Annotated in this window: 17 protein-coding genes and 2 tRNA genes; 12 read left to right on the forward strand and 7 right to left on the reverse strand. The window is 71.8% G+C overall.

Annotated features, from left to right (window positions below):
- The 5 genes from Q0283_RS10475 to Q0283_RS10495 form a co-directional block, all read left to right on the forward strand.
- On the forward strand, positions 1 to 513 hold a 513-nt coding region (locus Q0283_RS10475; RefSeq protein ID WP_298044519.1), incomplete at its 5' end, for an acyl-CoA dehydrogenase family protein.
- Between the two features lie 2 nt (positions 514 to 515).
- Positions 516 to 1,352: an enoyl-CoA hydratase/isomerase family protein gene (locus Q0283_RS10480; protein WP_255459353.1), complete on the forward strand. Its 837-nt coding sequence runs from the start codon at positions 516 to 518 to the stop codon at positions 1,350 to 1,352.
- Between the two features lie 46 nt (positions 1,353 to 1,398).
- On the forward strand, positions 1,399 to 2,307 hold the full coding sequence (locus tag Q0283_RS10485) for a 3-hydroxyacyl-CoA dehydrogenase family protein (RefSeq protein ID WP_183523277.1): 909 nt from the start codon (positions 1,399 to 1,401) through the stop codon (positions 2,305 to 2,307).
- Between the two features lie 4 nt (positions 2,308 to 2,311).
- Complete coding sequence (locus tag Q0283_RS10490) at positions 2,312 to 3,583, forward strand: acyl-CoA dehydrogenase family protein (RefSeq protein WP_298044520.1); 1,272 nt, start codon at positions 2,312 to 2,314, stop codon at positions 3,581 to 3,583.
- Positions 3,584 to 3,626: 43 nt separating this feature from the next.
- Complete coding sequence (locus Q0283_RS10495) at positions 3,627 to 4,181, forward strand: histidine phosphatase family protein (RefSeq protein ID WP_298044522.1); 555 nt, start codon at positions 3,627 to 3,629, stop codon at positions 4,179 to 4,181.
- A 121-nt stretch (positions 4,182 to 4,302) separates the two neighbouring features.
- Here the strand turns inward: Q0283_RS10495 and Q0283_RS10500 are convergent.
- Positions 4,303 to 4,379: transfer RNA gene (locus tag Q0283_RS10500), tRNA-Arg, on the reverse strand.
- Positions 4,380 to 4,679: 300 nt separating this feature from the next.
- Between Q0283_RS10500 and Q0283_RS10505 the strand changes: the two genes are divergently transcribed.
- Positions 4,680 to 6,521: a phosphoenolpyruvate carboxykinase (GTP) gene (locus Q0283_RS10505; RefSeq protein WP_298044523.1), complete on the forward strand. Its 1,842-nt coding sequence runs from the start codon at positions 4,680 to 4,682 to the stop codon at positions 6,519 to 6,521.
- Between the two features lie 124 nt (positions 6,522 to 6,645).
- Here Q0283_RS10505 and Q0283_RS10510 read toward each other — a convergent pair whose 3' ends face one another.
- Positions 6,646 to 7,827 carry a globin domain-containing protein gene (locus Q0283_RS10510; protein ID WP_298044524.1) on the reverse strand — a complete coding sequence of 394 codons (1,182 nt, stop codon included), beginning with the start codon at positions 7,825 to 7,827 and terminating at the stop codon, positions 6,646 to 6,648.
- Positions 7,828 to 8,103: 276 nt separating this feature from the next.
- Positions 8,104 to 8,550, reverse strand: a complete 447-nt coding sequence (locus tag Q0283_RS10515; protein WP_298044525.1) for an Rrf2 family transcriptional regulator — start codon at positions 8,548 to 8,550, stop codon at positions 8,104 to 8,106.
- A gap of 129 nt (positions 8,551 to 8,679) precedes the next feature.
- On the opposite strand from Q0283_RS10515, the gene Q0283_RS10520 reads away from it, so the two are divergent.
- Positions 8,680 to 10,890, forward strand: coding sequence for a RecQ family ATP-dependent DNA helicase (locus Q0283_RS10520; protein ID WP_298044527.1), 2,211 nt, complete (start codon positions 8,680 to 8,682; stop codon positions 10,888 to 10,890).
- A 114-nt stretch (positions 10,891 to 11,004) separates the two neighbouring features.
- Here Q0283_RS10520 and manB read toward each other — a convergent pair whose 3' ends face one another.
- Positions 11,005 to 12,522, reverse strand: a complete 1,518-nt coding sequence (gene manB, locus Q0283_RS10525; RefSeq protein WP_298044538.1) for a phosphomannomutase/phosphoglucomutase — start codon at positions 12,520 to 12,522, stop codon at positions 11,005 to 11,007.
- Positions 12,523 to 12,656: 134 nt separating this feature from the next.
- On the opposite strand from manB, the gene Q0283_RS10530 reads away from it, so the two are divergent.
- From Q0283_RS10530 to Q0283_RS10545, 4 genes are all read left to right on the forward strand, one after another.
- Complete coding sequence (locus tag Q0283_RS10530; RefSeq protein WP_298044529.1) at positions 12,657 to 13,868, forward strand: MFS transporter; 1,212 nt, start codon at positions 12,657 to 12,659, stop codon at positions 13,866 to 13,868.
- A gap of 204 nt (positions 13,869 to 14,072) precedes the next feature.
- Complete coding sequence (locus Q0283_RS10535; RefSeq protein WP_298044530.1) at positions 14,073 to 15,218, forward strand: DUF1611 domain-containing protein; 1,146 nt, start codon at positions 14,073 to 14,075, stop codon at positions 15,216 to 15,218.
- A 7-nt stretch (positions 15,219 to 15,225) separates the two neighbouring features.
- Complete coding sequence (locus Q0283_RS10540; RefSeq protein ID WP_298044531.1) at positions 15,226 to 17,088, forward strand: ABC transporter ATP-binding protein; 1,863 nt, start codon at positions 15,226 to 15,228, stop codon at positions 17,086 to 17,088.
- A gap of 23 nt (positions 17,089 to 17,111) precedes the next feature.
- Positions 17,112 to 17,867, forward strand: a complete 756-nt coding sequence (locus tag Q0283_RS10545; protein WP_298044532.1) for a hypothetical protein — start codon at positions 17,112 to 17,114, stop codon at positions 17,865 to 17,867.
- Positions 17,868 to 17,927: 60 nt separating this feature from the next.
- Here Q0283_RS10545 and Q0283_RS10550 read toward each other — a convergent pair whose 3' ends face one another.
- From Q0283_RS10550 to Q0283_RS10560, 3 genes are all read right to left on the reverse strand, one after another.
- Positions 17,928 to 18,878, reverse strand: a complete 951-nt coding sequence (locus Q0283_RS10550) for a PRC and DUF2382 domain-containing protein (protein ID WP_298044534.1) — start codon at positions 18,876 to 18,878, stop codon at positions 17,928 to 17,930.
- 397 nt (positions 18,879 to 19,275) lie between these two features.
- A tRNA-Ser gene (locus Q0283_RS10555) sits at positions 19,276 to 19,364 on the reverse strand.
- Between the two features lie 81 nt (positions 19,365 to 19,445).
- On the reverse strand, positions 19,446 to 21,851 hold the full coding sequence (locus tag Q0283_RS10560) for a prolyl oligopeptidase family protein (RefSeq protein ID WP_298044535.1): 2,406 nt from the start codon (positions 21,849 to 21,851) through the stop codon (positions 19,446 to 19,448).
- Positions 21,852 to 21,940: 89 nt separating this feature from the next.
- Between Q0283_RS10560 and Q0283_RS10565 the strand changes: the two genes are divergently transcribed.
- A partial coding sequence (locus tag Q0283_RS10565) for an FAD/NAD(P)-binding protein (protein ID WP_298044536.1) occupies positions 21,941 to 22,623 on the forward strand: 683 nt, incomplete at its 3' end.

Below are 22,623 nucleotides of genomic sequence, written 5' to 3' on the forward strand. Positions count from 1 at the left end.
GAGGCGATCCTGCCGGCCGAGAGCGCGGTGGGCCTGAAGGGCCCGTTCCAGTGCCTGAACGAGGCCCGGTACGGGATCATCTGGGGCGTGATGGGCGCGGCCCGGGATTCCTTCAACGCGGTGCTGGACTACACGCTGGGCCGGGAACAGTTCGGCACCCCCCTGGCCGGGTTCCAGTTGACGCAGGCCAAGCTGGCGGACATGGCGGTGGCCATCAACAAGGGGTACCTGCTGGCCCACCAGATCGGCCGGACCAAGGACACCGACCCGGCCGCGTTGAGCCCGGCGATGATCTCCACCGGGAAGCTGGACAACTGCCGGGTCGCGATCGGCATCGCCCGCGAAGCGAGGGAGATGCTCGGGGGCAACGGGATCACCCTGGAGCACTCCCCGCTGCGCCACGCCAACAACCTCGAGTCCGTGCGCACCTACGAGGGCACCGACGAGGTCCACCAGCTCACCATCGGCCGCACCCTGACCGGCATCGGCGCCTTCACCCGAACGCAGGCCTGACCATGACCCACCAGCAGACCCAACCGCAGGCCGACATCGCGGTCTCGTCGGAGAGCCTCCCGGAGGCCTTCGAGACGATCCTGGCCGAGGTGAGCGGGGCCGTCGGGACCATCACCATCAACCGCCCGGACAAACGCAACGCGCTGTCCCGGACGGTGCTGGCCGAGATCGGCCGGGTCCTGGACGCCTGGGAGGAGGACGACGACGTCTCCGCGGTCATCTTCACCGGGGCCGGGGAGAAGGCGTTCATCGCGGGCGCGGACATCTCCCAGCTCGCGCACTACGACCTGCCGTACGGCCTGGCGGCCCACATGCAGCGGCTGTACGACCGGATCCAGGACTACCCCAAGCCGACCCTGGCCGCCCTGAACGGCGTCGCGATGGGCGGTGGACTGGAACTGGCGATGAGTTGCGACATCCGGATCGCCGCGGAGCACGCGAGGATGGGCCTGCCGGAGACCACGCTGGGCGTGCTGCCCGGCGCGGGCGGGACCCAGCGCCTGTCCCGGCTGGTGGGCACCGGCCGGGCGGTGGAGATGATCCTGACCAGCCGGATCCTCACCGCCGCCGAGGCCGAGCGCTACGGCCTGGTGACCACGGTCGTCCCGGCCGCCGAGCTGCTCCCGACGGCGGCAGCCACCGTGGGCACCATCCTCACCAAGGGCCCGCTGGCGATCCGGCTGGCCAAGATGGTCATCGGCCAGGGCGCGGAGACCGACCAGAGGACGGGCCTGCTGCTCGAGCGGCTGGCACAGACCCTGCTGTACACGACCGAGGACAAGGCCGAGGGCGCCACCGCCTTCCTCGACAAGCGCACCCCGGAGTTCCGGGGCCGATGACGCGCGCGACCGACACGACATGGACGACCTGAAGGGTGATGCAGCGATGACGACGAACCAGAACGCGGACCAGACCACGACCCCGGCCACGGACGCCGGGGTCCGGCAGATCCTGGTGATCGGGTCCGGGGCGATGGGCCGGCAGATCGGCATGGCGGCCGCCGTCGCCGGGTTCACCACCACCGTCCGGGACGTGGCCGCCGAGGCGGTGTCCGCCGCGGAGCAGGACATGCGCACCTGGCTGGACGGCCGGGTCGCCAAGGGCCGGATGGACCAGGAGACCGCTGACGCGGCCTGGGAGCGGATCACGTTCACCACCGACCTGGAACCGGCCATCACCACCGCCGACCTGGTCATCGAGGCCGCCACCGAGAAGCTCGACGTCAAGCGGTCGGTCTTCGCCGAACTGGACCGCCTGGCCCCGCCCCACGCCATCCTGGCCACGAACTCCTCGACCTACGGCTCCTCCGCGGTGGCCGATGCCACGGGCCGGCCCGAGAAGGTGTGCAACATGCACTTCTTCAACCCGGCCCTGGTCATGAAGGCCGTCGAGGTCGTCCGCCACGCCTCGACGTCCGACGAGACCGTCGCGACCGTCGAGGCCGTGGCCCGGGCCATGGGCAAGGTCCCGGTGCTGCTCACCAAGGAGGTGCCCGGTTTCGTGGCCAACCGGCTGATGGGCGCGGTCCGCAACGAGGCACTGGACCTGTACTCCCAGGGGGTCGCCTCGGTGGAGGACATCGACGAGGCCGCCAAGAACGCGCTGGGCCACCCGATGGGTCCCTTCGAGCTGATGGACCTGGTGGGCCTGGACGTCACCTACCTCATCCGCCAGGCCACCTACGAGCTCACCGGGGACGAGGCCGAGAAGCCGCACCCGCTGCTGGAGCAGAAGTACCGGGCCGGTGAGTTCGGCCGCAAGACCGGGAAGGGCTGGTACAGCTATGGACACTGAGGCGATGCCGCAGGCCACGGGCCCCCACTCCGTGGACTGGGCGCAGGACACCGCGGGATACCTGGACTCCCTGCGCTCCGGGCTCACCACGGCCCGGGACACGGACTACCTGCTGCTCGAGCAGGACCTGCCCGAGGACGCACGGCGGGCCCGGGCCTCCGTGCGGGCCTTCGTGGACCGGGACGTGCTCCCGGTCATCAACGGCTACTGGGAACGGGCCGAGTTCCCCTACGAACTGCTGGAACCGCTGGCCGCCACGGGCGTGGTCGGAGGGGCCATCACCGGGCACGGCGCGCCGGGGCTCTCGCGGCTGGCCGCCGGACTGGCCACGGTGGAGCTGTCCCGCGGGGACGGGTCGATGAACACGTTCCTGGGCGTCCAGGCCAACCTGTCCATGGGCACGATCAACATGCTCGGCTCCGAGGAGCAGAAACGGCGCTGGCTGCCGGACATGGCGGCCCTGCGCAGGATCGGGGCCTTCGCGCTGACCGAACCCCGGCACGGCTCGGATTCCGTGAACCTGGACACCACCGCCCGCCGCGAGGGCGACACCTGGGTCATCAACGGCGCCAAGCGGTGGATCGGCAACGGCTCCATGGCCCACCTGGTCATCATCTTCGCCCGCGACGAGGCCGACGGGCAGGTCAAGGCCTTCGTGATGGAACGCGAGGACCCCCGCGATCCGGAGGACCGCCCGGAGGGCTTCGACTACCAGGTCATCGAGGGAAAGGTCGGCAAGCGGGCGATCCTGCAGGCCAACCTGTCCTTCCGGGACCTGCGGATCCCCGAGCAGAACCGGCTGCCGGGGGCCCAGGGCTTCCGGGACGTGTCCCGGGTCCTGGCGACCACCCGCGGTGGTGCGTCCTGGGAGGCGCTGGGGCATGCCCTGGCCTGTTTCGAGGCGGCCGTGACCTACGCCGAGGTCCGCGAGCAGTTCGGCCGCCCGGTCGGGTCCAACCAGCTCGTGCAGAACACGCTGGCACAGATGCTCACCGAGCTCACGGCCATCCAGTTGCTGTGCTTCCGGATGGCCCACCTGCAGGAGACCGGCCAGTGGACCGGGTCGATGGCCTCGATCGCGAAGATGCACACCGCCAACAAGGCCCGCTGGATCGCCCAGCAGGCCCGGGACCTGCTGGCCGGCAACGGGCTGCTGCTCGACTTCCACGTGGCGCGGCACCTGACGGACATGGAGGTCGTGCACACCTACGAGGGCACCGAGTTCATCCAGTCGTTGCTGATCGGACGGAAGATCACCGGGCAGAACGCCCTGTGACCCCGGCCGTCCCGGTGACCGGGGCGACCACTACGCTGGGTCCATGCCCTCCGACGTCGTGAACCCCGCCTCCCGGAACCGCACCGGGGAGAAGACCCTGGTGATCCTCCGCCACGCCAAGTCCGACTGGCCCAAGGGCGTGCCGGACCACGAGCGGCCCCTGGGCGGGCGGGGCAACCGGGAGGCGCCGCTGGCCGGGAAGTGGCTGGTGGAGCACGGGATCTACCCGGACATGATCCTGTGCTCGGACGCCGTGCGCACCCGGCAGACCTGCACCTGGGTCTGCAGCGAGCTGGGCGAGAAGGCGCCGACCCCCTACCTGGACTCCCGCCTCTACGACACCGATGACACCGGCGCCCTCGCCGTGATCAACGAGACCGAGGAACAGGTGCGGACCCTGATGGTGGTCGGCCACCTGCCGTGGGTCCAGGACCTCGGGATGCGGCTGTCCTCCATCGACTCCGACGAGGATGCGGTGGTCACCATGGCCGAGCGGCTGCCCACGCTGGGCCTGCAGGTGTTCGCCGTGCCGGGGGAGTGGGCCACCCTGGACGGCCGCGACGCGCGGATGACGCACTTCGTCGTGCCGCGCCCCTGACGCGTCGGCCCCCGCGGGGCGGCCTCGGGTCCTCGCGGACTGGCGGGGGAGCGCGTCCGGGAGGTCCGGGATGCAGAAGAGGCCGGACCCGTGGGGTCCGGCCTCTTCTGTCATCTTTACTTGGTGCGCCCTAAGGGATTCGAACCCCTGACCTTCTGTTCCGTAGACAGACGCTCTATCCAGCTGAGCTAAGGGCGCATCGCCGCGAACGGCCTTGAAGAACTATAGCGATTCACCTGCCGTTCGCCAAATCGGCCTCGATCGGGGTCCCGGTGGGCTCCGAGGGCGGGCCTCCCGGCCGATCGTTCCGGGCATGCGGGGAGGGGGTGCGGTGCTGGGGCCGGGTGTCCGGAAGGTGACGTCACCGGAACGGGCGTGTGATCTGCGTGGGTAGAATGAGGCACCGGAGACGGTGTACGCACAACGGAGTGCCGGCCACTGACGGCCCGTTCCGGAGGCGACCCCAAAGGCAGCCGCTACCCAATGGAGGGAACCCCCATGGCAGACAACTCCTCACTCACCTTCGCAGATCGAGCCGTGGCGGAGGCCCCGACCTCGTACGGGAAGCTGCTCGACTGGGTGAAGGAGGTCGCCGCCCTGACGGAGCCGGACTCCGTGTACTGGGTGGACGGTTCGCAGGAGGAGTATGACCGCCTGGCCGCCGGACTGGTCGAGGCCGGCACCTTCGTGAAGCTCGCCGAGGACAAGTTCCCGAACTCCTACGCCGCCTTCTCCGACCCGGCCGACGTCGCCCGCGTGGAGGACCGCACGTTCATCTGCTCCGAGAAGGAGGAGGACGCCGGCTTCACCAACAACTGGATGGAGCCCGGCGAGATGAAGGGCATCCTCCAGGACGCCTTCGCCGGTTCCATGCACGGGCGCACCATGTACGTGATCCCCTTCGTGATGGGTCACCTGGACGCCGAGGACCCGAAGTTCGGCGTGGAGATCACCGACTCCGCCTACGTGGTCAACTCCATGCGCATCATGGCCCGCATCGGCACCGACGTGCTGCGCAAGATGGAGGAGACCGAGGCGTTCTTCGTCCCGGCCCTGCACTCCGTCGGCGCCCCCCTGGAGGACGGCGAGGAGGACGTCGCCTGGCCGTGCAACGAGACCAAGTGGATCGTGCACTTCCCCGAGGAACGCTCCATCTGGTCCTACGGTTCCGGTTACGGCGGCAACGCCCTGCTGGGCAAGAAGTGCTACGCGCTGCGCATCGCCTCGGTCATGGCCCGGGACGAGGGCTGGCTCGCCGAGCACATGCTGATCCTGCGGCTGACCAACCCGGAGGGCAAGTCCTACACCATCTCCGGCGCCTTCCCCTCGGCCTGCGGGAAGACCAACCTCGCGCTGATCGACCCGACCATCGAGGGCTGGAAGGCCGAGACCCTGGGTGACGACATCACCTGGATCCGCCCCGGCCATGACGGCGAGTTCCGCGTGGTGAACCCGGAGACCGGGTACTTCGGCGTGGCCCCGGGGACCGGCTGGTCGACCAACCCGAACGCCATGCGCGCGATCGCCAAGGGCAACTCGATCTTCACCAACGTCGCCCTCACCGACGACGGCGGCGTGTGGTGGGAGGGCATGACCGACGAGGTCCCGGCGCACCTGACCGACTGGCGGGGCAACGACTGGACGCCCGAGTCCGGAACCCCGGCGGCCCACCCCAACTCCCGGTTCTGCACGCCGATCGAGCAGACGGACATGCTGGCCCCGGAGTACAACGAGCCGAACGGCGTGAAGCTGGACGCCATCCTCTTCGGCGGCCGCCGCAAGACCACCATTCCGCTGGTCACCGAGTCCTTCGACTGGGAGGACGGCATCTTCAAGGGCGCCACCCTGTCCTCGGAGACCACGGCCGCCGCGTCCGGCGCGGTGGGCGTCGTCCGCCGCGACCCGATGGCCATGCTGCCGTTCATGGGCTACGACGCCGGTGACTACCTGGAGCACTGGGTCCGCGAGTCGGGCAAGGTCGCCCAGGACAAGCTGCCGAGGATCTACCTGGTCAACTGGTTCCGCCGTAACCGCGAGGGCGGCTTCGCGTGGCCCGGTTTCGGCGAGAACTCCCGGGTGCTGAAGTGGATCGTCGAGCGCCTCGAGGGCACGGCCGACGCCACGGAGACCCCGATCGGCCGCACCCCGACCCCGGAGTCCCTGGACCTGACCGGGCTGGAGATCTCGGCCGACGACCTCGAGGACGCCCTGAAGGTGGACACCGAGGAGTGGACGGCCGAGGTGGCCTCCATCGAGGAGTGGTTCGCGCGGTTCGGCTCCTCCCTCCCGGCCTCGATCGGCGGCCAGCTGGACGGACTGAAGCAGCGCCTGGGCGCCTGAGGCGCCACGAGCCCCTCGGCCGCGTCCGGGGGACGGGACACGAACGGGCCGGGCCCGGTGGGTGACCGTTCTCGTCAGGTGGGCGCGGGCCGGCGTCGTGGGGTACGACGCCGGCCCGGCCGGCTCAGGCGGCCAGCCAGAGATCCGGCCCGAACACCTCGTAGTGGATGTCCGTGGCCGGGATGCCCGCGGCGATCGCCTGGGAGCGCACGGCCTTCATGAAGGGCAGCGGCCCGCAGAGGTAGACCTTGGCGTCGGCCGGGAGGTCGACGGCGGCCAGGTCCATGAATCCCGGGCGCGGGGCCAGCTCGGCGCTGGCGTCCGTGGTGTCCTCGAGCCACAGGGCGAAGTCGGCGTTCGGCAGGGCGGTCAGGCTCTCCCGCATCTGCTCCTTGAGGGCCCAGTCGCCCTCGGTGCGCTCGGCGTGCAGGACCAGGACCTGGCGCTCGGAGGCCTCCGCGGCAAGGGTCTGCAGGACCGAGGCGCTGGGGGTGCAGCCGATGCCGGCCGTGGCCAGCACGAGGGGGGCGTCCGAGGTGTCGAGCTCGATGTCCCCGTAGGGGTTGGACAGTTCGACGACGTCACCCACCTGCACGCTGTGGTGCAGGAAGGGGGAGACCTCCCCGCCCTCGTCCAGCTTCGTGGTGAACACGCGGGTGGTGGTCGAGGTGGCGTCCTCGGACAGGGAGTACTGGCGGCACTGGCGCAGGCCGTCGGCCAGGCGCACGCGCACGGAGACGTACTGGCCCGGGCGGGCGACAGTGGCCGGGGTCGCGTCCGCGGGCTCCAGGCGGAAGGTTGCGCTGCCGCGGCCCGCGGGCTCCTTGGCGACCACGCGCCACGGGGACCAGGCCTGGTCGTTCGCCTGCTGGGCGTACAGGCCCTTCTCGATCTTGATCAGGGCGTCGGCCATCAGCCAGTACACCTCGGTCCAGGCCGCGGCCACCTCCTCGGTGACGGCCTCGCCCAGCACGTCCACGATCGCGGCGAACAGGTGCTCGTAGACGATGGGGTACTGCTCCTCGACGATGCCCAGGGAGGTGTGCTTGTGGGCGATGCGGGTCAGCACCTTCTCGGGCAGGGTGTCCGGGTGCTCGACGAGGTGGGAGGCGAAGGAGGCGATGGAGCCGGCCAGTGCCTTCTGCTGGGTGCCGTTGCGCTGGTTGGCGCGGCTGAAGATGCCGTCGAGCAGCTCGGGGCGCGCGGCGAACATGCGGGCGTAGAACTTCGGGGTGATCTCGTCCAGGTGGGCTGCCACCACGGGAAGCGTGGCCTCGATGACGGGGCGGGCGGTGTCCGAGAGCATGTCGACTCCTTCGTCGATGAAACTTGCTTGGCGTATGCAAGATTGACACTCTGATTTCTACACCGCGTAGAAGTTCACGTCAAAACGAGCGCGTCACACCGTACACAGGACGTCACTGAACGCCCCCTGGGGGAGTCCGGAGGAGTCCCGGGAGTCCGGGGGTCCAGGGCGCGCTGGTGGAGGGGTGCCGAAAATGGCGGAGGCGATGGCGATGGCTGGAGGTGGTGGTGGCCGGCGGCGGTGCGGGCGGGTTTCCGGGGGCGCGGGGGAGGCTGGTCAGCGGACCGCCGGCGTCGGCAGCCGGACGGGCTCGGGCGGGCCGGTCAGCTGGGCGACCGTGGTCCCGTCCAGCTCCGCATAGAAGGCCTCCCGCGCCCGGGCCAGCGCGGACCGCAGCCTGCAACCGTCCAGCAGCGGGCAGGGCCGCCCACCGTCGGTGACGGCACCGGTGCAGTCCACGATGTCCGGCTGGGTGTCGAGGTCGCGCAGCAGGCCGCCCACGGACAGCCCGAGGCCGACCGGGGTGATGCGGGCCCCGCCATGGCGCCCGCGCGACACCTCGAGGGCGCCGCGGTTCTTGAGCTCCAGTACCGCCTTGCTGACGTGGTTGTAGGGGATCCCGACGGACTCGGCGATCTCCCGGCCCGTCATCTGCCGGTCCGGCTGGGCGCCCAGGAGCATGAGGGTGCGCAGGCAGACGTCGCCGAACGCATTGAGCTTCACCCCTCCATTGTCCCAGATCCAGGACCACGGGGGACCCGAGGTACTGCACAGCCCACCGGACGAGGCCCCGACTCCACGGTGCTGCGGTGTGCCGGTTAGCGTGTCCCTGCCGGCTGGAATACTGGGCGCATGGTGGACGAAGAGTACGGCCAGGCAGACACCGACCTGCTGACGGGGGGCGGGGCCGAGCGCCCGGACGGCCTGAAGGACGAGGCGCTCGAGATCCTGCGCCGGCTCGTGGGCCAACCCGACGCGCAGTTCCACGAGGGGCAGTACGAGGCGATCGAGGCGCTGGTCGCCCGCCGTCGTCGCGCCCTCGTGGTGCAGCGCACCGGCTGGGGGAAGTCCGCGGTCTACTTCGTGGCCTCCCTGCTCCTGCGGGCCCGGGGCGCGGGACCGACCCTCATCGTCTCCCCACTCCTGGCCCTGATGCGGGACCAGGTCGCCGCCGCCGCCCGGGCGGGGGTGAGGGCGGAGGCCATCAACTCGGCCAACGCCACCGAGTGGGACCTGGTCCAGCAACGCCTCGCCGAGGACTCCGTGGACGTCCTGCTGGTGTCCCCGGAGCGGCTGAACAACCCCCACTTCCGGGACGTGCAATTGCCGGACCTCATCCGCCGCACCGGGATGCTCGTGGTGGACGAGGCGCACTGCATCTCGGACTGGGGTCACGACTTCCGTCCGGACTACCGGCGGATCCGTGACCTCATCGCCCAGCTGCCGGGCTCCGACGAGCGCCGTGTCCCCGTCCTGGCCACCACCGCCACGGCCAATGCCCGGGTCGTCCAGGACGTCGCGGAACAGCTCGGCGTCGCCGGCACTGAGGAGGTCTTCGTCCTGAGGGGCCCGCTCGCCCGGTCGTCGTTGCGGATGGGCGTGCTGAGGATGCCCAGCCCTGCCAGCCGGCTGGCGTGGCTGCTCACCCACCTGGGGGACTTCCCCGGTTCGGGGATCGTCTACGCGCTGACCGTGTCCGCGGCGGAGGACACCGCCCGGGCCCTGCGGGAGGCCGGGCACGAGGTGGCCGCGTACACCGGCCGGACGGATCCGGAACAACGCGCAGAACTGGAACAGGGGCTGAAGGAGAACCGGGTCAAGGCCCTCGTTGCCACCTCGGCGCTCGGCATGGGGTTCGACAAGCCGGACCTCGGGTTCGTCATCCACCTGGGAGCGCCCAGTTCCCCGGTCGCCTACTACCAGCAGGTCGGCCGCGCGGGCCGTGCCACGGACCACGCGGACGTGCTCCTGCTGCCGGGCACCGAGGACCGGGACATCTGGCGGTACTTCGCCACCACGTCCATGCCGGACGAACACCGGGCCCGGTCGGTGCTGAACGAGCTGGAGGCGGCGGGCCGGCCGCTGTCCGTGCCCGCCCTGGAGACCCGCGTGGACGTCAAGCGCACCCCGCTGGAACTGCTGCTGAAGGTGCTGGCCGTGGACGGGGCGGTCGAGCGGACCCAGGGCGGCTGGCAGCGCACCCGCCAGGCGTGGACCTATGACGGGGAGCGGTACGGCCGGGTCGCGCAGGCCAGGGTGCACGAGGAGAACCTCATGCTGGACTACGAGAACACCACCGGTTGCCGGATGGAGTTCCTCTCCCGCGTGCTCGACGACCCCGAGGCCACCCCGTGCGGCCGGTGCGACAACTGCGCTGGCCCCTGGTATCCCACCGCGGTGGCGGAGACGGCCCGGGACAGCGCCTCGCGGGCCATGGGCCGCGTCGGCGTGCCCATCGAGCCACGCCGGACCTGGCCGAGCGGGATGGACCGGCTCGGCGTGCCCCTGAAGGGACGCATCCCCGAGGAACTGCAGAACGGCGAGGGCCGGGCCGTGGCCCGCCTGACCGACCTGGGCTGGGGAGGCCGGCTGCGGGCCCTCTTCGCCGCCACCCGGGACGGTGTGGTCGATGCGCCCATCGACGAGGACCTGCTGCAGGCGGCCGTCAAGGTCCTGACGGCCTGGGAGTGGGAGCAGCGTCCGATCGCCGTGGTCTCGGTTCCGTCGACGTCACGGAACCAGCTGGTCACCTCGTTCGCCGAGGGGATCGCACGGATCGGGCGGTTGCCCTACCTGGGCCACCTGGAGTTCGCCAGTGACGTCCCGCGCAGCGAGTCCGGCGGGAACAGCGCGTTCCGCCTGGCCTCGGTCTGGCAGCGGTACACGGTGCCCGGCCCGATGCGGGACCAGCTCGCCTCGGCCGAGGAGGCGGGTCGGCACGGACCGGTCCTGCTGGTGGATGACCGCGCGGACAGCCGCTGGACGCTGACCGAGGCCGGTCGGGTACTGCGCGAGGCCGGCGCCCAGGGCGTGCTGCCCCTCGTCCTGGCCCTCGCGGGCTAGGAGGGCCAGGACGGCATCCGGGGCACCGCCACGCGCCAGGGGGCCTTGCGGTGTCGTCCCTGGGGTGGCGTCCCCGGGGACGGGGGACTCAGGAACGGGGCTCGGGAACGGGGTTCAGGAACCCTGTCGGACCAGGGCCAGCACGGTGTCGCGGACGCGTTCCATGGTCGGGGTGTCCCGGGCCTCGCCGTTGTAGCGCAGGAACGGCTCCGTGTTGGACGGGCGGAGGTTGAACCACCAGGCGCCGTCCACGGCCGCGACCGTTGTGCCGTCCATCCGGTCCACGCTCACCCGCGTGCCGGCCAGTCCCGATCCCCGCAGGTGGTCGTCGTCCGCCACGGTGTCCTGCCCGGAGGAAGCGGTGTCCCCGGCCAGCGTGGGGGCGAAGACCTCGAGCACGCGCGCCACCGCTCCGGCCTTGTCCTCGACCTCGGAGTTGAGCTCACCGGAGGCGGAGTACGGGTCGTACTCGGCGGCCAGCTCCGACAGCGGCCCCTCCTGGGCCCCGAGGGCCGCCAGGACGTGCATGGCGGCCAGCATCCCGGTGTCGGCGTTGAAGAAGTCCCGGAAGTAGTAGTGCGCGGAGTGCTCGCCGCCGAACACGGCGCTCTCCTCGGCCATGACCGCCTTGATGAAGGAGTGTCCCACGCGGGTCCGCACGGCGCGGCCGCCCTCGGCGGCCACCAGTTCCGGCACGGCGTGGGAGGTGATCAGGTTGTGGATGATGACCGGTTCGGCCTCGGGGGCGTGCACGGTGCCGTTCACGGTGTCACCGGCCCTGGCCCGGGCGATCTCCCGGCGCGCCACCAGGCCGGTCACGGCGGACGGGGACACCGGTGCGCCCTGCTCGTCGATCACGAAGCAACGGTCCGCGTCGCCGTCGAAGGCCAGGCCCAGGTCCGCGCCGTGTTCCGTGACGGCCCGCTGCAGGTCCCGGAGGTTCTCCGGCTCCAACGGGTTGGCCGGGTGGTTCGGGAACGTGCCGTCCAGCTCGAAGTACAGCGGCACGATCTCCAGCGGCAGCGCCTCCAGGACGGCGTCACCGAGCACGGCGGGCGTCGTCTTGCCGGCCATGCCGTTGCCGGCGTCCACGACCACCTTCAGCGGACGGATGCCGGACAGGTCGACCAGGGACCGCAGGTAGGAGGCGTAGCCCGAGAGCATGTCCTGCTCCGTGACCGACCCGGTGCGTTCACCGGCAGGCACGTCACCGGCGTCCAGGTACCCCTGGGCGACGTCGCGGATCTGGAACAGGCCCGTGTCCGAGGACACCGGGACGGCTCCGGCCTTGGCCATCTTCATGCCGTTGTACTCGGCGGGGTTGTGGGAGGCGGTGAACACCACGCCCGCCGCCTGCTCCACGCCGCAGGCGTAGTAGAGCATGTCCGTGGAGACCAGGCCCAGCATGACCACGTCGGCGCCGCGTGCCGTCGCCCCCTCGGCGAAGGCACGGGCGAACTCCGGGGAGGAGGGGCGCATGTCCCCACCCACCAGGACGCGGTCCCCGGCCAGCCCCAGCACGTCCACGAACGCGGCACCCACCGCGCGCACCGAGGCGGCGGTGATCGTCTCGCCGACGATGCCCCGGACGTCGTAGGCCTTGAAGGACTGGCTGAGGTCAACTGAAGTCATCACGACATGCCATCCTAGGCCAGTCCCCGGTCCGGATCCGCGTGCCCGCACCGTGCCCGCGCCGTGCCCGTGCCGGCGTCCTGTGCCACGCCACCGGACGGAGGGGCCTGCGCCGAGGGTCTAGAGTCGCCACCGTGAACGGTTCAGGCAGTGCTGCGTGGTCCGGCCACGTGCCGGGCGCCGGAGGCTACCGGCGGCTGCTGCTGGGACTGTTCCTGGCCGGCGTCGCGACCTTCGCCCAGCTCTACTCGCCGCAGGCCATGCTGCCGCTGATCAGCTCCGACCTGGCCGTCTCCGCCCAGGACGCCGCCCTGATGGTGTCACTGGCCACCCTGGGGCTGGCGGTCAGCGTGATCCCCTGGTCCTATGCCGGGGACCGGTTCGGCCGCAAGCGCACCATGGGCTGCGCGGTCCTGGCGGCCTGCGCCTTCTCCCTGGTCGCCACCGCCGTCCCGGCCTTCGAGGCCGTGCTCGCGCTGCGCTTCCTCGAAGGGCTCGCGCTCGGCGGCGTGCCCGCCCTGGCCATCGCGTACCTCAACGAGGAGGTCCACCGGCTCTCCGCCGCGGCCGCCGCCGGGACCTACATCTCGGGCACGACCGTGGGCGGGCTGACCGGGCGGATCGTCGCCGCCCCGCTGGGCGAGCTCGTGGACTGGCGGCTGGGGATGCTGGTGGTGACCCTGCTGTCCGTCGCCTGCGCGGCCGGGTTCCTGGCCCTGGCTCCCGCCGCCCGCCGCTTCACCCCGCACCGCACGACCCTCCGGCAGGCCGTGGAGGCCCTGACCGTCAATCTGCGCTCCCCGGTGCTGCTGGGCATCTACGCCCAGGGCACGTTGCTCATGGGCGGCTTCGTGGCCATGTACAACTACCTGGGCTACCACCTGCTCGAGGAGCCCTTCGGCCTGCCGATCACCCTGGTCTCCCTCGTCTTCCTGGCCTACCTGGCCGGGACCTGGACCTCACCACTGGCCGGCCGGCTCGCCGCGCGCCACGGGCGCCGGGCGGTGCTGCGGGCGGCCACCGCCATGATGGTCACCGGCGTGCTGCTCACCCTGGTGCCCAGCGTGTGGGTCGTGCTCGGGGCCACCGTCCTGTTCACCGGGGCGTTCTTCGCCGCGCACGCGGTCGCCTCCGGCTGGGCCGGGGCCGCGGCCACGGCCGGACGGGCACAGTCCGCGTCCCTGTACAACCTGGGCTACTACGCCGGTTCCAGCGTGTTCGGCTGGCTGGGCGGGGTGTTCCTGACCGGGCTGGGCTGGCCCGGGACGGTCCTGATGACGGTGGTGCTGGCGTTGCTGGCCCTCGTGCTCGCCTCGGTGCTCCTGCCCCGCGACACCCCTGCGTGAGAAGGCTCACGGCACCCGTTCCGTGATGCCCCTCGATGCGGCATCATCCCAGTTCAGACGGGACCTGACGCGGTCGGCGCCGAAGATGAGAGCCCTCTCATCCGCCGCTCATGTGCCGTTCATGGCCGGTTGGTTCCATGGGTGACGAGGCCGACGGAACACCCCGGACGGCCACCGACGCACCGCACGTGAGAGGCATCAGCCATGACGATCGAGATGACCAACACCGCCAGCACCCTTCCCCTGGTCGAGACCGCCGGCGCCACCTACCAGCGGCTGGAGCTGCCCGCCCGCATCCAGGCGTCCTACACCACCCGCTTCGTGGCCCGCGCCGTCGAGGCGGACCGGGCCGGGTTCCACCTGGCCGCCGGCCCCACCGTCACGCCGAAGGCCGGCGACGTGGTGGTGGCGCGCGTGACCGAGATCCTCAACCACAAGCGCGTCGAGACCCCCGAGTCCCGCAAGGCCATCCTGTTCCCCGGCGCGCTCATCATGCTGGCCTACGGCCACCGCTACGCGGCCGACCAGTTCCTGGCCCACGTACCGGACTCCCTCGAGCCCTGCCACCTGGTGGCCGCCGGTGGGGTCGCCGGGATGGTCACCGAGCAGCACGTAAGCGTGGACGACCCCACCCGGATCGAGCCGCTCGGGTTGCTCGCCGACGACCTCGGCGTCGTCAACCTCACCCGGTTCGCGCCCTACGCCCTGAACCCGGTCCCTCCGCTCGGCGCCGCCGCCACCGAGCTGGCCGGCACCCTGCCGGGCCGTCCCACGGTCATCGGGGTGCTGGGCACCTCCATGAACTCGGGGAAGTCCACGGCCATGGCCACCCTGGTGAACGGCCTGACGAACGCCGGCCTGACGGTCTCGGCCGGCAAGTCCACCGGCACCGGTGCGGGTAACGACCCGATGATCTACCGCGACGGCGGTGCCGCCAAGGTCCTGGACTTCACCGACTTCGGCTACCCGACCACCTTCCGGCTGGACTTCGAGCAGGTCCGTGCGCTGACGGTCAACGTCATCGACGCCCTGTCCGGGACGGACACCGACGTGGTCGTCGTGGAGATCGCCGACGGCGTGTACCAGGGCGAGACCGCCCGGCTGCTGCGGGACCCGCTGTTCCACGCCGTCGTGGACCGCATCGTGTTCGCGGCCGGGGACGCCCTCGGCGCGGTCGCCGGCGTGGGCGAGCTGCAGGCCGCGGGCCTGGACGTCGCCGCGGTGTCCGGCGTGCTGACCTCCTCGCCGCTGGCCACCGCAGAGGCCCGCGCGGTCCTGTCCGTTCCGGTCATCGACACCTACGCACTCACCGGGGCCGCCGTCTCCACCGCGCTGCTGCCGCAGCACTGAGCGCGGGGTGGAGCGCATCACGGCCTCGCGGCCGGTCCCCGGGGCGGCCACCACCCATCCCACGTTGGAGGACATCCTGGACACCCCCGACACCACAAAGACCCCCGACACCGCGGGGCACGCGGCGGACCTCGAGGACGAGGGCACCCCCGAGGCGACCGGTGCGTCCGAGCGGATGCCCACGATCTGGGCGGGCCGGCGTCGCCACCTGCTGGTGATCCTCGTCCTGCTCGGCATCTTCCAGGCCGTCATGGCACTGGTGATGGCGTTCAGCGTGGACGCCCTGCTGGGCGCCCCGGCCCAGTACAACGCCGCCCTGAACTCCGGGACCGCGCCGGACGGATCGGCCCTGGACCCGGCCGCTGTCGCCGGCGCGCGGCCCCTCGTCCCCTGGCCGCAATTGACCGTCCTGGGCGTGGCCGTGCTCTCCGTCTTCGGTGCACGCTGGGCCGAACGGGTGGCCGGGGAGGACCTCGGCCAGGACTACGTGTACGAACTGCGCCGCAAGCTCATCGGCACCTCCCTGGCCGGCACGGGCAACCCCTCCCTCGGGGTGACCATCACCCGGGCCTCCAACGATCTCACCGCGGTGCGCAACTGGGTCTCCCAGGGCATTGTCCCGCTGATGACCTCCCTGCCCCTGGTGGCGGTGGTGCTGGCCGTGCTGTCCCTGGCCGACTGGCGCGTGGGCCTGGCCGTCGGCCTGCCGATCGTGCTGTTCGGACTCGCCGTGCCCCCGCTGGCCAGGGCGACCTTCACCCGCGCCCGGTACCTGCGCCGCCGTCGGGGCCGGATGTCCGCCCGGATCGCGGACACGGTCCGGGCCGGTGAGTCCATCCAGGCTGCCGGCGGTGTCCGTCGCGAACTGAACGCGCTGGACCGCGACTCGGGCAAGGTGGTGGGTGCCGCCGTCGCCCGCGCCCGGATCACCGGGCTGGTCCGCGCCTCGGCCATCACGGCGGCCTCCCTCGCCACCGCGACCGTGGTGGTGCTGGGCGCCCTGGGGATCATCGACGCCGCCGGGGTGGCCTCGTCCATGACCCTGGTGGGCGTGATGACCACCCCGCTGGGTGACCTGGGGCGCGTGGTGGAGTACCGGCAGAACTACAAGGCCGCCCGACGCATCCAGGCCCCGCTGCTCGCCGAGGCCGCGGCCCTGGAGAAGGCGGAGAGGGACCGCGAGGAACACTGGAAGGACCGCTCCCGGGACCGGTCCGCCTCCGGTCGTCACGGCCTGAGGATCGGGAACATGGTGGTCCAGGGCCAACGGGTGCCGATGCTCCAGGCCCACGCCGGAGACGTCATCCACGTCCGGTCCGAGGACCCGGGCCGGGTCCACCCGTTCCTGCTCAACCTGCTCGCGGGGCAGAACACCCCTGCCGCTCCGGGGCACCCGGTGCCGGACCTGGAGATGATCGTGGACGGCTACGACTACACCCTCGCCCCGGGACGCCAGCGCCGCAGGCTGGTGGGCCACGCCTCCGGGAGGGTGCCGCTGGAGCGCGGCACGGTCTCGCGCGCGATCACCTACCGCAAGCCCGCGGCCACCGACGATCAGGCCGCGCAGGCCCTGGCCCGGGTGGGACTGGACGAGGTGCTGCCGAGCCTGCCGAAGGGCGCCCGCACGAGGATCACCAACGGCGGGCAACCGCTCACCGGGTCCCAGATCGCCCGCCTGAAACTGGGCCGGGCGCTGCTGGACGACCCACCCCTGCTCGTGCTGGACGGCATCGACACGGACCTGGACGAGGAAGGCCTGCGGTTGCTGCGCCGCGAGCTGGAGGAGTACCCCGGAGTGGTGCTGTTCACCTCGCAGAATCCCGGCAGGGTGGCCCCCGGCCACCGGGTCTGGACGGTCGACGCGCCCTGAGGGGGGCCACCTAGACTGGACCCATGGAATACCTCGTGCCGGCGTTGATCGTCGTGGTGGTGGGCGCCATCGTGGGCGGTGGGGCCTGGTGGCTCTCCCGCCGCGCGTCCTCCCCGACCCCTGAGTCCGGCGCTGCGGGACAGCGGCGCCGCGGCAGGCGGTCCCTGGCCGGCCGGGTCAGTTCGGAGAGTGCCCGCGTGGCCTCGGGCCGGCTCGACCAGGAGTCCCACCGGGAGATCTACCGGCTCATCGCCGCGGGCCGGACCAGCGACGCCGTCATGGCCTACCGCCAGTCCACCGGCCTGGGGACCTTCGAGTCCATGCTGGACGTCCAGGCGCTGGCCACGTATCCGCAGATGTGGGTCCGTCCCGGGGCCGCGCCGGGCCCGGCATCGGCCCCGGCCCCGGCACCGGCCGCGGACACCGGGGCGGCAGCTCAGCCCCAGCCCTCGCCGGAGCAGGCTCGTCCGCCGGAACCGCGGGACTCCGCAACCGAGGAGGTCCCGGACACCACCAACCTGGTGGTTCCCCAGGACTGGCTGACCGACGCGCTGCCGGCAGACCGGCCCTTCGAGCTGGAAGTGGTCCGCGATGAGACCACGGTGCGGGTCTCCAGCGCGGACCTGCCACCCTTCCTGCGCGACCAGCTCACCGCGATGGTGCGGGACGGCCGCATCGAGGAAGCGGCCCTGGAACTGTCGGCGCACACCGTGCTGACCGCGGAGGAGTCACTGCAGTTCCTGCACATCCTGCAGCGCGACCAGGGCCAGGACGATTGAGGCACACGTGAAGGCGCCCGGCCCCTCGAGGGGACCGGGCGCCTTCAGGTGTGGGTCGGGTCAGCGGCGACGACGGGCGTCGCCCTCGTCGTCCACCTCGACGTCCTCGTGCTGGACGGTGCCCGAGACGTGCTCGGTGTCCTGCACGCGGTTCTTGTCCACGGTGACCTTCTCGGCGGTGGCGGTCTTGTCCACGACCGGCACCTCCTCGCGGGTGGTCATCACGACCTCCTCGTCCCCGGTGTTCCTCAGGGCCTCGGGGGAGTTCGGGTCGATGGACTCGCGCTCGACGACGACCTCCTCCTTGGACACGGGGACCTCGACGGTCTCGGTGTCCGTGTAGGTGTGCTTGCGCAACCGCACCTGCCCGGTCTCGCGGACCTCGGTGCCCACGTCGAGCTGTTCATCGCGCACGACGACCGACTCGCGGTCCGTGCCGACGCCGTGGGTGTCCGTCCCGCCGGTGCCGGTGGTGTGGATGCCGCCCTGCCGGTCGGCTCCGCCGGCGTCCACATCGCGGTCCAGGTCGGCGGCGGTGTCGTTCGCGTGGCCGCGCTGGACGCCCAGGCCGCCGACACCACCGGCTGCGGTGCCGCTGGCGGCGGTCCGTCCGACGTCCGGGTCGGTGTCCTGCCGGAGGCCGGTCCCGGCCGCCCGCGGGGAGCCGACGGCGTCATCGCCGTGCCGCCCGCCCGCCGGGTAGTCCAGGGAGTAGTACTCGTAGATCCGGCGCTCTTCCTCGGGCGTCAGGGATCCATCGGCGTCGATGTTCGGGGCGTCCTTGACGAAGGCCTTGTCGAACGGGACCTGGAGGCCGTCCTGGGACTGGGTGGCCTGGGAGACCGGGATGAAGGTCTCCTTCATGCCGAACAACCCGGTCCGGACGGTGATGAAGGTCGGCTGGTTGGTCTGGTCGTCCAGGTAGACCTGGCCGACGGAGCCGATCTTGTCCCCGTCCGTGCCGTAGACGGTGGCGTGCTGAAGCTTCTCGACTGAGGTGAAATCCTGCATGGCATGCTCTCCTTACTCGTGGCGTCCGGCGTGCGTTCGCAGGCCTGATGGAGACGTACCTGCCGGGATGAACCGGCGAGGATTCGGTATCGACCGGTCTCGCCTGTCCGGGTCGCGGAAGCAGGTGGGAGACCGACTGAGTGCCTACCCGTGACGCTAGGCACACCACCCGGGGGCTTGTCACCTTAAACAGGGACTTACCAGCCTTTTCAGAGGCTGTGCCGAGGTCACCTGCGGGTGCCTCACGCGGGAGGCACCGGATCGTCGACCGGGCGGCGGAAAGGCGGAGGGGGGGGTGACTGGACCCCTGCAGGCGACCCGCAAGGACGTCCGCAACGAGACGGCCGGAACGAGAGATGCCGCGGGACCCGGACAACGGGTCCCGCGGCATCGCGGGCGGAGACGGGGGGATTTGAACCCCCGGCCCAACTTTCGCCGGGCCCTTCATTAGCAGTGAAGTCCATTCGGCCGCTCTGGCACGTCTCCTTCGGCCACCGGCTCGACGGCCGGTAACCATGCCATGTTAGCCGCCTCGGGCGCTCCGAATCAAAGCGCGCCCCGGCCAGGTCACTGAGCAGGCCCGCCGACGCCTGCGGGATCGGCCGTCCCGGCGTCCTGGCACACCTCCGGGACTCGGGCGCCGTCACCGACCGACTGCCAGAGGAACTCCAACGACCTGGCGTGCATGGCCGCCGCCTGGCGGTTGTCACTCGCCCCGGCGTGCCCGCCCTCCAGGTCCTCGTGGAACCACGCGTTGGGCACCCCGAGGCGCTGCATCCGCGCGGCCATCTTGCGCGCCTGGACCGGCCCGACCCGGTCGTCCGAGGTGGCCGTCCACACCAGCAGGTCCGGATGCCCGGTGCCCTCACCGGCCCCGTCCCGGCCCTGCACCGCGTCCGCCACCGGCTCGTCCAGCAGCAGGTGGTAGGGGGAGAAGGTCCGGATGAACTCCCACTGGTCCGCATCGTCCGGGTCCCCGTACTCGGCGATCCAGCTGTGCCCGGCGGACAGCGCCGTGTACCGGCGCATGTCCAGCAACGGCACCCCGCAGCTCAGGGCGCCGAACAGTCCGGGGTACCGGGTGGCCATCACGCCCATGAGCAGTCCTCCGTTCGAGCGTCCCGTGGCCGCCAGGTGGGCGCGGTCGGTGACCCCCCGGTGCACGAGGTCCCGGGCGACCGCGGCGAAGTCCTCGTAGGCCCGGTGCCGGTTCTCCCGCAGCGCCGCCCGGTGCCAGTCCGGCCCGTACTCACCGCCGCCGCGGATGTTGGCGATCACGTGGATCCCGCTCCGTCCGGCGTCGTTGACCCGGGTCAGCCACCCCAGTCCGTGCACACCGGAGTAGGCCGGCAGCTTGGACGCCAGGAAGCCGCCGTAGCCGTCCATCAGCACCGGGTGCGTCCCGTCGGCCTCCAGGTCCTCGGGTCCCACCTGGAAGTACGGGACCCGGGTGCCGTCCGCGGACACCGCGAAGAACTGCCGCACGCACAGCCCGGTGGCGTCGAAGCGGTGCGGGGCGGTGCGCACGGTCACCAGCGCGGGGACGACGCCGGCCGCACCGGTCCCCGGGGCCGCGGCGCCCGGCCCCGTCGTCTCGCCAGACCCGGCCGATGGGACCGCGGGCAGGACCGCCGGCAGGGTCGCCCGGAGCAGGGTCGGGGGCGTCAGGGCCCCGGTGGCGGTGATCCACAGGTCGTCGCCGCAGTCCTCGTCCTCGTCGTCGACGGCCCCGACCGAGAGCGTCAGGTAGGGGTCGGCGGGATTGGGGGTCTGCAGGGCCAGGGGCCGGGCGCTCGCGGCGGAGTCCGGGGTGCCCAGGAGCGACTGGGGCAGGACCAGGACGGAGGAGGCCACGTGGCGCAGCACCGTCAGCACCAGGTGGGACCTCGTCCACGACCAGGAGGACAGGGTGGCCTCGGGCCCGGGCACGAAGGCCGGCTGCGGCTCCTCCGTTCCGTCGAGGAGGCCGGCCGCCGTGCACACGAGCAGGGAGCCGGAGGGATGGCGGACGGTGGTCCCGTCGGGCAGGGTCCGGTCCCAGTCCGACTTCAGGAACAGCACCAGCCACTGCCGGTGCACGTCCACCTCGGCGTCCTCGGGCACGTCCACGAGCCGCCAGCCCGGCCGCGGTCCCTCGGCCTCCGGGTCCCGCAGCCACGTGGTGGAGCGGTAGAAGTCGATCGCGTCGATCGCCACGGTGCGTTCCCACCCCGGCGTCGAGTCGTGGCCGCCGAAGGCCGCCACGTGCCCGCGGTCCACCGAGAACACGGTCTGCGCCTCCTGCAGGGACTGTCCCCGGGCCAGGATCCGCAGCGTGCTGGCGTAGGAGGACTGGGTGGCGTCGCCGGCGTCGGGATCAGGGTCCGTCACGGTGCCGACCAGCAGGTGGTCCCGGTCGATCCACGACGCCTGGGTCTTGGCCACCGGGAGGCTGAAGCCCGGCAGGGACGCATCCGTGCCCGCGGACGGCTCACCGTCCCCGGGCCGGCCGCCGGCGGGAACGAACGCCCGGGCGGCCAGGTCGAACTCGCGCACGGCGACGGCGTCACCCCCGTCCGGGGACAGGCGCACCAGCGCGCGGTCCCAGTCCGGGCGCAGCAGCCGGGCACCGGAGAAGACCCAGGGGGTGCCCTCCTCCTCGGCGAGCCGGTCGACGTCCAGCAGCACGTCCCAGTCGGGGTCCCCGGCCAGGTAGGACTCCCAGTCGGTGCGCCGCCACACCCCGCGGGGGTGCTCGGCGTCGCGCCAGAAGTTGTAGTACATCCCGCCGCGCTTGCTGACGTGGGGAATGCGGTCCGGGGCGTCCAGGACCTCCGTCACCTGGTCGCACAGGCGGCGGAATCCCTCCGTGTCCAGCTGCGCCTCGGTCCGGGCGTTCTGCCGGCGCACCCACTCCAGTGGGCGCTCGCCGTGGATGTCCTCGAGCCAGAGGAACTCGTCGTCGGTGCCGGTCACGGGTGGTGTCTTCGCCATCCCCCCATCAGACCACGGACTGCGTCCGGCCGGGTCCTCCCCCCTAGGCTGGGGGACAGCACCCATCCCGGCCCGAGAGGACACCGCCCATGCCGCCCACTCCCGACGTTCCGCACCCGGCCAGGATCGCCGTCGTCGGAGCCGGACCTCGGGGCACCTCGTTCCTGGAACGGCTCCTGGCGGTGATCGAGGAGGCACGGGACGCGGGAACGGGCCCGTCCGCACCGGTGGTGGACATCGTGGTGCTGGATCCGCACGCCCCGGGCCCCGGCCGGGTCTGGCGCACCGACCAGTCGCCGCTGCTGCTGATGAACACCCCCTCCTTCTTCCCGACGGCGGCCGCGGCCGGCACCCCGGGACTGCGCGCCTCCTCCGCCGGCCAGACCTTCGACCAGTGGCGGATGTCCTACCCGGACCGGGCCGGTGACCTCGACCGCACCGACTACCCGCCCCGAGCGGTCTACGGCCTGTACCTGTCCGACCTGTACTGGGAGGTGACCCGGGCGCTCGAGGCCAGCGGCGCCGTCGGGACCATCACCTGGGAACGCACCGAGGTGGAGTGCCTGGAACCGCGCCCCGACGGCGGGGTCCGGCTGGGCCTGCAGGACGGCCGGACGCTGGAGGCGGACGCCGTGGTGCTGGGCCTGGGCCATGTCCCGGCCCGGCTGAACCGGGAGCAGCAGGCGCTGCGGTCGTCGGCCGCCGAGCTGGGGCTGGACTACCGGGGGCCGAACCTGCCGGCCGAGGTGGACTGGGACGCCGTGCCCGCGGG

The sequence above is a fragment of the uncultured Citricoccus sp. genome (assembly GCF_937871995.1).
Taxonomy (GTDB): Bacteria; Actinomycetota; Actinomycetes; order Actinomycetales; family Micrococcaceae; genus Citricoccus.